11 protein-coding genes are annotated in these 11,887 nt (G+C 59.3%); 10 read left to right on the top strand and 1 reads right to left on the bottom strand.

Going from position 1 to position 11,887, the window contains the following annotated elements:
* Positions 1–28: 28 nt before the first annotated feature.
* The 3 genes from xylA to ACP7BS_RS20560 all read left to right on the top strand — a co-directional run bounded on the left by xylA (position 29) and on the right by ACP7BS_RS20560 (position 3,648).
* Entirely contained in the window at positions 29–1,336 is a 1,308-nt protein-coding gene (gene xylA, locus ACP7BS_RS20570) for a xylose isomerase (protein WP_426239612.1), read from the top strand.
* Positions 1,337–1,492: 156 nt separating this feature from the next.
* Positions 1,493–1,900 carry a GFA family protein gene (locus tag ACP7BS_RS20565; RefSeq protein ID WP_426239611.1) on the top strand — a complete coding sequence of 136 codons (408 nt, stop codon included), beginning with the start codon at positions 1,493–1,495 and terminating at the stop codon, positions 1,898–1,900.
* A gap of 233 nt (positions 1,901–2,133) precedes the next feature.
* On the top strand, positions 2,134–3,648 hold the full coding sequence (locus tag ACP7BS_RS20560; RefSeq protein WP_426239610.1) for a methyl-accepting chemotaxis protein: 1,515 nt from the start codon (positions 2,134–2,136) through the stop codon (positions 3,646–3,648).
* Between the two features lie 34 nt (positions 3,649–3,682).
* On the opposite strand, the gene ACP7BS_RS20555 is transcribed toward ACP7BS_RS20560, so the two are convergent.
* Positions 3,683–4,714, bottom strand: a complete 1,032-nt coding sequence (locus ACP7BS_RS20555; protein ID WP_426229808.1) for a LacI family DNA-binding transcriptional regulator — start codon at positions 4,712–4,714, stop codon at positions 3,683–3,685.
* Between the two features lie 165 nt (positions 4,715–4,879).
* On the opposite strand from ACP7BS_RS20555, the gene ACP7BS_RS20550 reads away from it, so the two are divergent.
* From ACP7BS_RS20550 to ACP7BS_RS20520, 7 genes are all read left to right on the top strand, one after another.
* Entirely contained in the window at positions 4,880–6,412 is a 1,533-nt protein-coding gene (locus ACP7BS_RS20550; protein ID WP_426239609.1) for a sugar ABC transporter ATP-binding protein, read from the top strand.
* A gap of 46 nt (positions 6,413–6,458) precedes the next feature.
* Positions 6,459–7,487, top strand: coding sequence for an ABC transporter permease (locus ACP7BS_RS20545; protein WP_426239607.1), 1,029 nt, complete (start codon positions 6,459–6,461; stop codon positions 7,485–7,487).
* Between the two features lie 68 nt (positions 7,488–7,555).
* Positions 7,556–8,509, top strand: a complete 954-nt coding sequence (locus tag ACP7BS_RS20540) for a substrate-binding domain-containing protein (RefSeq protein WP_426239606.1) — start codon at positions 7,556–7,558, stop codon at positions 8,507–8,509.
* A gap of 256 nt (positions 8,510–8,765) precedes the next feature.
* Complete coding sequence (locus tag ACP7BS_RS20535; protein ID WP_426239605.1) at positions 8,766–9,818, top strand: sugar phosphate isomerase/epimerase family protein; 1,053 nt, start codon at positions 8,766–8,768, stop codon at positions 9,816–9,818.
* A 204-nt stretch (positions 9,819–10,022) separates the two neighbouring features.
* Positions 10,023–11,204, top strand: coding sequence for a Gfo/Idh/MocA family protein (locus ACP7BS_RS20530; protein WP_426229803.1), 1,182 nt, complete (start codon positions 10,023–10,025; stop codon positions 11,202–11,204).
* 84 nt (positions 11,205–11,288) lie between these two features.
* Complete coding sequence (locus ACP7BS_RS20525; protein ID WP_426229802.1) at positions 11,289–11,552, top strand: type II toxin-antitoxin system ParD family antitoxin; 264 nt, start codon at positions 11,289–11,291, stop codon at positions 11,550–11,552.
* Entirely contained in the window at positions 11,549–11,848 is a 300-nt protein-coding gene (locus ACP7BS_RS20520; protein ID WP_426239604.1) for a type II toxin-antitoxin system RelE/ParE family toxin, read from the top strand. The genes ACP7BS_RS20525 and ACP7BS_RS20520 overlap by 4 nt, the downstream gene beginning before the upstream one ends.
* The last annotated feature ends 39 nt before the right edge of the window (positions 11,849–11,887 follow it).

Below are 11,887 nucleotides of genomic sequence, written 5' to 3'. Positions count from 1 at the left end.
TCCAACGACAAACCCAGAGGAAACACCCATGAGCACAGGTTTTTTCGGCGATATCGCCAAGATCAAATATGAAGGACCCGACAGCACCAATGCGCTGGCCTTCCGCCACTACAACCCGGACGAGATCGTCATGGGCAAGCGCATGGAAGATCATCTGCGCTTTGCGGTTGCCTACTGGCACACCTTCGTCTGGCCGGGCGGCGACCCCTTCGGTGGCCAGACATTCGAGCGGCCGTGGTTTGAAGACAGCATGCAGGCAGCCAAGCTGAAGGCTGATGTCGCCTTCGAATTCTTCACGCTGCTCGGCACGCCCTTCTACTGCTTCCATGATGCCGACGTGCGTCCGGAAGGCAAAAACTTTGCCGAAAATACCAAGAACCTCAACGAGATCGTCGATTACTTCGCCCGGAAGCAGTCGGATACCGGCGTCAAGCTGCTCTGGGGCACGGCAAACCTGTTCTCCCATCGCCGCTATATGTCGGGCGCTGCGACCAATCCGGACCCGGACGTCTTTGCCTTTGCTGCCGCAACCGTAAAGACTTGCCTTGATGCGACACTGAAGCTCGGCGGTGAGAACTATGTGCTTTGGGGCGGCCGCGAGGGCTATGAGACCCTGCTCAACACCAATGTGAAGCAGGAACTCGACCAGCTCGGCCGTTTCGTCAACATGGTCGTCGAATACAAGCACAAGATCGGCTTCAAGGGCGCCATCCTGATCGAGCCGAAGCCGCAGGAACCGACCAAGCATCAATATGATTATGACGTCGCGACGGTCTATGGCTTCCTCAAGACCTATGGCCTTGAAAACGAGGTCAAGGTCAATATCGAGCAGGGCCATGCGATCCTGGCCGGCCATTCGTTCGAGCACGAACTGGCACTGGCCAATGCGTTCGGCATCTTCGGTTCGATCGACATGAACCGCAACGATTACCAGTCCGGCTGGGATACCGACCAGTTCCCCAACAACGTTCCGGAAATGGCACTGGCCTATTATCAGGTTCTCTCTGGCGGCGGTTTCAAGACCGGGGGCACCAATTTCGATTCGAAGCTGCGCCGTCAGTCGATCGATCCGGAAGACCTCTTGATCGGCCATATCGGCGGCATGGATTGCTGCGCCCGGGGCCTGCGCGCCGCAGCCAAAATGGTCGAGGACAAGGCACTGTCCGGTCCGCTCGACGCACGCTACGCTGGCTGGGCGTCGGATGAGGGCCAGAAGCGCTTGACCAGCATGTCGCTGGAAGAGATCGCGGCCTATGTCGAAAAGACCGATCTCAACCCGCAGCCGAAATCCGGCAAGCAGGAATTGCTCGAAAACGTCGTCAACCGCTACGTTTAAGCGGCGTCGCACGGCAGATTGAACAAAGAAGGAAAGGGCGCTGTGGCGCCCTTTCCCTTGTTAACGCCGCAGTGGCCAACACCCTCGCCCTCGAATATCCTTCAAGAGCACATATGTGCGCAGAGCGGACTCCGGGCTGGCAGAGAGGATACGGCTATGTTCAAGACCTATTGCGGTAGCTGTCATTGCGGTGCAGTCCGCTTCACGTCAGATCTGGACATCAGCGCCGGGACTGGAAAATGCAATTGTACCTTCTGCACCAAGATACGTCTCTGGTCGGTCAAAGCGGCTCCTGCGGCATTCCGGCTGCTGGCAGGTGAAGCAGCCTTGGTCGATTACCAAGGCGCCAATACGGTTGCCCACCACTTCTTCTGCCGGCATTGCGGCGTGCGCCCCTTCGAGTGGGTGGACGTGCCGAACATGACCGGCGAGAGATACTATAATATCAACCTCGCCTGCCTTGATGATTTCGATATCGACGAACTGATGGCGGCTCCGGTTACCTATTATGATGGACTTAACAACGACTGGGGCTCGACACCGGCGGACGTACGGCATTTGTGAAAGGTTGCTCTCTCGGCTGTGGAACAGCCTCGGTCACTTTGTCGCATTTTTGAGAGAATATGCTAGGAAAACAGGTTGTTACTCTTGCTTATCCTCGACATAAGCAAGCGCTCTTAAAGGCATTCTTAACTATGCGGGCCTAATCCTCCGGTCACGCCTTAACCCATCTGCCGGCATGATGCCGATCGCGCAGCGCGCATGCCTTTCCCCGTTTCGATTTAGGATGCTCCCGTATGTCTGCGCCCGTTTCCACGACCAAACACCTTAATGAACGTCTCGATTTCGTCGGGCTTGTTGGCGAAGAGCGTGCTGCTCTCGTGCGGGCAAGGCCGACCATTTCTGCCTCCCTTGATGGTGCACTCGACAAGTTCTACGCGAAGGCGACCGCCAATCCGGAAACGGCGAAGTTCTTTGCCAGTGAAGCGCATGTCAAAAGCGCCAAGACAAGGCAGGTCCGCCACTGGGACCAGATCGCTTCCGGCGAATTCGACGATAAATATGTCGATGCGGTGACCGCGATCGGCAAGACCCATGCGCGCCTCGGGCTGGAGCCGCGCTGGTATATCGGCGGCTACGCACTGATCATGGAATCGATTATCAAGGCCGTTGTCGAAAAACACCTTGAAGGCTTTCTCTACAAGAAGAAGGCGAAGGACATCACGATCGAGGTGACTGCCATCATGAAGGCGGCGTTCGTCGACATGGACTACGCCATCTCGGTCTATCTGGACGCGTTGCAGGAGCAGCGGGCCATCGGCGATGCCGAGCGGAAAACACTTTCGGCACAACAGGACGAAGCCCTGTCTGCGCTTGACCGTTCGCTGACCGGGCTTGCCAATGGCGACCTGACCGCCAAGCTCAGCGCAGCTCTGGCGCCGCAGTTCGACGGCCTGCAAACCAACTTCAACTCAGCACTCGGGACGCTCGATACAGCTCTGGGTTCGATCGTTCTGGCTGCCGACGAAACGTCCGGCAATGCTGGCGAACTGGTGACTGCGGTCGATGACATGGCCCACCGCACCGAACAGCAGGCTGCCTCGCTTGAACAGACTGCAGCAGCGCTGGAAGAAATCACCACGATTTCCAAGGAGGCGGCACTGCGGACCGAGGAAGCCCGTCGCGTTGTCGGACATGCCACAGAGGAGGCGCATAAGTCCGGGGCGGTGGTCGAGCAGGCCGTCAGCGCCATGAGCGCGATCGAGGAATCCTCCCGCCGGATCACCCAGATCATAAGCGTCATCGACCAGATTTCCTTCCAGACCAATCTTCTCGCCCTGAATGCCGGGGTAGAGGCTGCACGTGCCGGTGATGCCGGCAAAGGGTTTGCCGTGGTTGCCCAGGAAGTGCGTGAACTGGCACAGAAATCGGCTGATGCCGCCAAGGAGATCAAGGGGCTGATCGACAAGTCGTTCGAGGATGTTCTCAGGGGAGTCTCGCTGGTCAATCAAACCGGCGATGCGCTGAGGACCATCGGCGAACAGGTCACCCATATCAACGGCCATATCGATGCCATTGCCGGCTCGGCACGGGAACAGGCGATCGGCATCACCGAGATCAACACGGCCGTCACCGGCATGGATCACATGACCCAGCAGAATGCCGCGATGGTCGAACAGACCCACGCAGCAACCCATAATCTGATGCGCGTCAGTACCACCTTGAAGGCTCTGGCCGATCAGTTCACGGTTTCGGGTGGGCGGCGCGTGCCAGCGCCTGTTCGTCAGCGGGACCAGCGGCGCTACGCCTAAACGGACACTGCAGGCGAAGCATCAGGCCGGACGGTCAGCGCTTCGTCCATTTGAGCGATGGGGCCGCGACAGAGTTGCGGACCACCAGATCGGGACGAAGCAGGATTTCCGTTTCCGGTGGCTGGCCGTCGGACAGAAGGTCCAGCAGCAGCGCCATCGCATGTTTGCCAATGGCCGTTCGCGGCTGGCGAATGGTGGTCAGCGCCGGCGACATGAAGCTTGCTTGCGGAACATCGTCAAAACCCGTCACTGAAAAATCGCGCGGGATATCATAGCCACGTGCGCCAAGGCCGATCATCACCCCAATCGCCGTCTGGTCGTTGACGCACATGAACGCCGTTGGCAGCGTGTCGCGCATGAACAGCTGCTCGACCGCCAGCCGCCCGCTTTCGATCGTGCCGTCGCCCTCGAAGACTATGCGCTGATCGGCGCCGACATTGGCCGCGTCCAGTCCGGCCTCGTAGCCCATCCGGCGCCGGCTATAGGCAAGCCGGGTGCGGGAATCGCCGATGAAAGCGATCTTGCGATGGCCTTCGGCGAGAAGCAGGTCGATCACCTTGCGGGCGCCCTCGGTATCGTCGACGCCGACATAGGGAATGCCGCCATTGAAAACCGGCTCGAAGACGCCGACACTCGGCGGCAGCCTTGCCGTCATCGACTGATGGCCGAAAGGCAGGATGCCGGTAAACAGGATCAATCCGGCGGCCTGGTTTGAATTGAGGAACTTCAAGTATTCCAGACCGCGCTGGGCGTCATTCTGCGTATGGCCGATCAGCACGCCATAACCATGCGAACGCGCCTCGTTTTCCAGGCCGACGAGAATGTTAGAAAAATTCGGGTCGCCGATATCGGGCGCCACAACGAGGATCATGTTGGAACGGCCAAGCCTGAGGCTGCGAGCCATGGCGTTGGTGGTGTAGCCAGTGATGGCAATCGCCTGGCTTACCTTCAGCCGCGTCGAATTGGCGACCTTCTCCGGCATATGGATGGCGCGCGACACTGTCGCGATCGACACTTCCGCGATCCGGGCGACGTCTTCAATGGTTGCCGGCGTGGAATTCGACACTGCGCTCTGCCTTGGTTTTAGTCTCGGCGGGACACTACACAGACTTACCCAGAGGTCAAAGCCTACGCGAAGAATTTCTCGGGTATGCCCTGATGTAAACCTTTACATGGCTTATGTAAAGGTTTACATAGCATTCAAGCGGACGGGAGCCGCAGGGAGGATTACATGAATGCGCAGACCAGCGGCGCCGGTGACGGCGCAGTCGTGCTATCTGCTCGACGCATCAGCAAGTCGTTCAACGGCGTGCAGGTCCTGTTCAGCGTTGACTTCGATCTCCGCGCTGGCGAAATCCATGCTTTGATGGGAGAAAACGGCGCTGGAAAATCCACGCTCGTCAAGATTCTGTCCGGTTTCGAGCAGCCCACGTCCGGTGAAATTATCCTCGATGGTAATCCGGTCAAGCTGCCGCCGAATGGCGCCGCAGAAGCGCTCGGCATCGTCATCATCCACCAGGAATTCAATCTCGCCGAACATCTGACCGTCACCGAGAGCCTGTTTCTCGGCCGCGAAATAACCCGTTTCGGTGTGCTCGACCGCAAGTTCATGCGGGCCGAAACGCGGCGTGTTCTCGACCTGCTCGGTTCGCATGTCGATGAAAATGCGATGATCAGTTCGCTGTCCATTGCCGACAAGCAGATGGTCGAGATCGCCAAGGCCATCAGCCGCGATGCCCGCGTCGTCTTCATGGACGAGCCGACGGCTGTTCTCTCCGGCGAAGAAACCAGTTTCCTGTTCAAACAGGTGCGCAAGCTGCGCGATCAGGGCACGAGCTTCGTCTTCGTGTCGCACAAGCTCGATGAAGTCATGGCGCTGACCGACCGGGTGACGGTGCTGCGTGACGGCCAATGGATCAAGACCTCGCCGACATCGATCCTCGACGGGGAATCGATCGCCCAGCTGATGGTCGGCCGTGAGTTGTCGAAGCTCTATCCGGCCAAGCGCGAGCCGAATGTCGATGAAGAGGTCGTGCTGAGCGTCGATGCGCTATCGACCGGCTATGTCAAGGACGCGACTTTCGAGGTTCGCAAGGGCGAAATCCTCGGGTTTTCCGGCATGATCGGCTCGGGCCGCACCGAGCTGATGGAGGCGATTGCGGGCTTGAGGTCTCGCGCCTCGGGCGAAGTGATCATTCGCGGCGAGACCGTCCCATCCGGCGACGTACACGCCGCCAATAGGCAGGGCCTTGCCTACATGACCAAGGACCGCAAGTCGAAGGGCCTGCTTCTCAATTCGCGCATGACCGCGAACCTGACGCTGCAGTCGCTCGAAAATCACGGCAAGCTCGGATACCTCAATCCCGCCAGCGAGGCGCAGGCGCTGGAACGCGCCCGCCGCCGCTTCGATATCCGGGTGCGCGATGGCAATGTCGTGGCCGGCCGCATGTCCGGCGGCAACCAGCAGAAGCTGCTGCTTGCCAAGGTGATGGAAACCGAGCCCGAGATCATCATCATCGACGAGCCCACCCGCGGCATCGATGTCGGCACCAAGCAGCAGATCTATCATTTCATCTCGGCATTGGCGCGTGACGGACGTTCCATCATCGTCGTCTCCTCCGAAATGCCGGAGGTGATCGGCCTTTGCACCCGCGTCGCGGTGATGCGGGAAGGGCGGATTGTCGGCATGCTGGAGGGCGATGAAATCTCCGAACAGGAGATCATGCGCTATGCGGCCGGACTGAAGAAAAAGGCTGCGGCCTGAGCCGCGCAACTGCGGGGACGGCACTGAAAAACAAACCCCAGGGATAATGGGACGGGAGGTTGAAGTGGACACGAGCGTGAATGAGGAAACCCGGGACGTGCGGCGCCGGAACTGGCAGGATATCGACCTTCGGGCCGTCGCACCGTTTGCGGCTTTGATCCTGCTGCTCATCCTCGGGGCGCTCGTCAATCCGAACTTCATCGGATTGAACAACCTTGCCAATGTCGCAACCCGCAGCGCCTTCATAGCCATCATCGCGATTGGTGCGACCTTCGTCATCTCCTCGGGCGATCTCGATCTGTCCGTCGGCGCGATGGTTGCGTTCGTTGCCAGTCTGATGATCCTGTTCATGAATTCAGGCGTCATCGCCGATCCCACCCTGATGCTGATGGCGGCCGTGCTGTTCGCGGTCGTCGCCGGGTCGCTCTGCGGCCTTGCCAATGGCCTGATCACCACGGTCGGCCGGATCGAGCCGTTCATCGCGACGCTGGGAACCATGGGCATCTATCGTGGCCTTACCACCTGGCTGTCGCAGGGCGGCGCGATCACGTTGAAGGATCCGGCCCTCCAGGAAATCTACCGTCCGGCCTATTTCGGCTCGATCCTCGGCGTTCCGGTGCCGATTGCGGTGATCCTGGCGGTCACCTGCGTTGCGGCCTTCATTCTCTATCGCACCCGCTATGGCCGTCATGTCGTTGCCGTCGGCTCGAACGCCGATGTCGCCCGTTATTCCGGCATTCCGGTCAACCGGGTCCGCACCATCGCCTTCGTCATCCAGGGCCTGTGCGTAGCGATTGCGGTTCTGCTTTACGTGCCGCGCCTCGGCTCGACTTCGGCAACCACCGGTATCCTGTGGGAACTCCAGGCGATCACCGCAGTGGTTGTCGGCGGAACTGCATTGAAGGGTGGAGCCGGCCGGGTCTGGGGCACGATCTGCGGCGCTTTCATTCTCGAGCTGGTCGGCAACATCATGCTGCTTTCCAATTTCATCAGCGAATATCTGATCGGCGCCATCCAGGGCACGATCATCATTGTTGCGATGCTCGTCCAGCGCTCGCTGGTACGGAAATCGTGAAGTGCCGGGTTCAGGGGGTCGCCCGGTCGCAAAGACTGCAAGACCCGCATCACTAGGGAGAGAGAAACATGCGTAAAGGACTATTTGGCGCTGCAGCCGTCGCCATGATGGCGCTGACCGGCGTGGCCCATGCACAGGAAGAAAAGAAGGTCACGATCGGCGTTTCGATCCCGGCTGCCGACCATGGCTGGACCTCGGGCGTGGTATTTCACGCAGAGCGCGTCGCCAAGCTTCTGATGGCACAGCATCCGGGCCTCAACATCATCGTCAAGACGTCGCCGGATCCGGCAAGCCAGGCCAATGCCGTGCAGGACCTTGAGACCCAGGGCATCGACGCGCTGGTCATCCTGCCGTCCGACCCGGATCCGCTGGTCAACGCCATCAAGGAAGTCAAGAGCAAGGGCACGTTCGTTGCCATCGTCGACCGCGCACCGTCGGTCAACGACAACACCGTTCGCGACCTTTACGTTGCCGGCAACAACCCGGCACTTGGCCAGACGGCCGGCGAATACATCAAGGCAACGACGCCGGACGCTGAAGTCGTCATCATCCGCGGCCTGCCGATCCCGATCGACCAGCAGCGCCAGGACGGTTTCGATAAGGGTATCGAAGGCTCCAACGTCAAGGTTCTCGACCGCCAGTTCGGCAACTGGAACCGCGACGATGCCTTCAAGGTCATGCAGGATTACCTGACCAAGTATCCGAAGATCGACGTGGTCTGGTGCCAGGATGACGACATGGCTGTCGGCGTGCTGCAGGCCATCGACCAGGCCAAGCGCACCGACATCCAGTATGTCGTAGCCGGTGCCGGTTCCAAGGACATGATCAAGAAGGTCATGGACGGTGACAAGATGATCCCGGTCGACGTGCTCTATCCGCCGGCAATGGTGGGTACTGCGCTCGAAATGACCGTTGCCAATTTCTACGGTCAGGTTCCGGTTCGCGGCGTCTATACGATCGACGCAACGCTCGTCACCAAGGACAATGCCAAGGACTTCTACTTCCCCGATTCACCGTTCTGATCGGTTCCACTCACGACCGGGCGCCCGCGAAAACGGGCGCCCATTTTTATGGCTTAGGGTTGCCCGTCTTTGTTTTCAGTTTTGCGGCACGTACCTCTTGCCGCCATGCAAAGTCCGTGATTAGGTTCCGGCGCACTGGAATTCTGGCTGTCCCCACCAGCTGGCCGTTATCGGTAAGAGGCGTCTTGCCCGCGATGAACGGCGTGTTAAACCACTTCGGAAACGTTTACGGTCGATAATCAGGGAGGAATCTGACATGAAGACCATCAAGGGCCCGGCGCTCTTCCTCGGACAATTCGCGGGTGATGCCGCTCCGTTCAACTCATGGGATTCGATCACCAAATGGGCCGCCGATTGCGGCTATATCGGCGTGCAGGTGCCAACCTGGGCCAGCCAGCTGATCGATCTGAAAAAGGCAGCTTCGTCGAAGGATTATTGCGACGAGTTTGCCGGCAAGGCGCGCGAGAACGGCATCGAGGTGACCGAGCTTTCCACCCATCTTCAGGGGCAGCTGGTTGCGGTCAATCCGGTCTATGATGAAGCCTTCGATGGTTTTGCCGCTCCCGAAGTGCGCGGCAATCCGAAGGCTCGCCAGGAATGGGCCGTCGAGCAGGTCAAGATGGCGCTGACGGCGTCGAAGCATCTCGGCATCAAGGCGCATGCGACCTTTTCCGGCGCGCTCGCCTGGCCGTTCATGTATCCGTGGCCGCAGCGTCCGGCCGGTCTGGTGGAAACCGCTTTTGACGAATTGGCCCGCCGCTGGACGCCGATCCTCAACCACGCCGAAGACTGCGGCGTCGATATCGCCTATGAGATCCATCCGGGCGAGGATCTGCATGACGGCGTCACCTTCGAGATGTTCCTCGATCGTGTCGGCAACCATCCCCGCGCCAACATGCTCTACGATCCCTCGCACTATATCCTGCAGTGCCTGGATTATCTCGACAACATCGATATCTACCACGAGCGCATCAAGATGTTCCACGTCAAGGATGCCGAGTTCAATCCGACCGGTCGCCAGGGCGTCTATGGCGGCTATCAGGGCTGGGTGAACCGGGCCGGGCGCTTCCGCTCGCCGGGTGACGGCCAGGTCGATTTCGGCGCGGTGTTTTCGAAACTGACGGCTAATGATTTCGACGGCTGGGCCGTGGTCGAATGGGAATGCGCGCTGAAGCATCCGGAAGACGGCGCCCGCGAAGGTGCCGAGTTCGTCAAGCACCACATCATCCGCGTCACCGAAAAGGCCTTCGACGATTTCGCTGATAGCGGCACCGACGACGCGGCCAACCGGCGCATGCTGGGGCTTTAGTCTCTTTCGAGGGTGGGTACCCCCCTCTGTCACTTCGTGACATCTCCCCCACAAGGGGGGAGATTGTTCTTTTCCCTCATCGCCCTGCCGTAAGGGACGCATGAGCTTCGCAGTTAATCTCTCCCCTTGTGGGGGAGATGTCGGCGTCGCCGACAGAGGGGGGTAAAGCTCTCCGCAAACTCAAAAATCAAGGGAGACACTCTCATGGCAATCGAAGGAACCACTGAGGTTCGCGAAAAACGCATCCGTCTCGGCATGGTCGGCGGCGGTTCCGGTGCGTTTATCGGCGCCGTCCACCGTATGGCCGCGCGCCTTGACGATCATTTCGAGCTGGTCGCCGGCGCCCTGTCGTCGACGCCGGAAAAGGCGAAAGCCTCTGGCGCAGAATTGGGTCTTGATCCCTTACGCAGCTATTCCGATTTCAAGGAAATGGCGATCCGCGAGGCCAAGCTGAAGAACGGCATCGAGGCCGTTGCGATCGTCACGCCGAACCATGTGCACTACGAAGCCGCGAAGGAATTCCTGAAGCGCGGCATTCATGTGATCTGCGACAAGCCGCTGACCTCGACGCTGTCGGATGCCAGGAAGCTGAAGAAGCTGGCGGACGAGAGCGAAGCCCTGTTCGTGCTGACGCACAATTACACCGGTTATCCGATGGTCCGCCAGGCCCGCGAGATGGTCGAGAATGGCGATATCGGTGCTGTCCGCCTGGTGCAGATGGAATATCCGCAGGATTGGCTGACGGAGAACATCGAACAATCCGGCCAGAAACAGGCCGCATGGCGCACCGATCCGTCGAAGTCGGGTGCTGGCGGTTCCACCGGCGATATCGGCACGCATGCCTATAATCTCGGGGCCTTCGTGTCTGGACTCGAACTGGAAGAGCTTGCCGCCGATCTCGACAGTTTCGTCGAAGGCCGGGCACTCGATGACAACGCCCATGTGATGATGCGCTTCAAGGAAAAGAACGGCCAGCGCGCCAAGGGTCTGCTCTGGTGCAGCCAAGTTGCCCCGGGCCACGAGAACGGCCTGATGGTGCGCGTCTATGGCACCAAGGGCGGCCTCGAATGGACGCAGAAGGACCCGAATTATCTCTGGTACACGCCGTTCGGCGAGCCGAAGCGCCTGATCACCCGTGCCGGTGCAGGCTCCGGCCCGGCCGCGGCGCGCGTTTCCCGCATTCCGTCCGGCCATCCGGAAGGTTATCTCGAAGGCTTTGCCAATATCTACACCGAAGCGGCCCGCGCCATCTTTGCCAAGCGCAAGGGCGTTGCGGTCGATCCGGCTGTCATCTATCCGACAATCGACGATGGCATGAAGGGCATGGTGTTCGTCGATGCCTGCGTGCAGTCGTCAAAACGCAATGGCGCCTGGATCAAGGTTTAAGCTTTTCCGCGATCTTTATCCGGTTGGCGCATGCTGTTATGCTAACTATTATTGTCTCCTGTCAGTGGACACAAAGGAAGCAGCATGGCCAGCAGCGCGAACCTCGGGCAACATCTGGAAGACTATGTGACCGATCTGGTGAAAAACGGGCGCTATAATTCTCGCAGCGAGGTGCTGCGAGAAGGTGTCCGTATGATCGAGGATCGCGAGAAAAGGCTGGCTGCCCTTGACCAGTCGATCGCCCAAGGACTCGACGACGTGAAGGCAGGCCGTGTGAAACCTGCAAAGGATGTGCTTGCGCGCCTTGTTGCCAAATATGAGGGCGAGGCGAAAGACGGCAATTCGTGATCGTCGTTTTCACCGCTGCGGCCGAGGCGGACATGGAACATATCGCCGATTATATTTCTCGCGATAATCCCGGTCGTGCCGTGACCTTTATTCGTGAACTGATCGATCGCTGCGAACAGCTGCCTCAATCGCCCCATGCGTTTCCGATCGTGCCGCGTTATGCGCAGGCTGGTGTTCGAAGACGTCCCTATCGAGGCTATCTGATCTTTTACACCGTCAATGAAGACAGGGTGGAAATCCTGCATGTTCTGAATGGTGTTCAGGACTATGAAGCCATTCTTTTCCCTGAAACATAAATATCTCATCTTCTCTGCGACCGTGAACTTAGCAACTCG

It is taken from the genome of Pararhizobium sp. DWP1-1-3, assembly GCF_049896125.1.
In the GTDB taxonomy this organism is placed as follows: Bacteria; Pseudomonadota; Alphaproteobacteria; order Rhizobiales; family Rhizobiaceae; genus Pararhizobium.
This window is presented reverse-complemented; position numbering and strand designations above follow the sequence as displayed.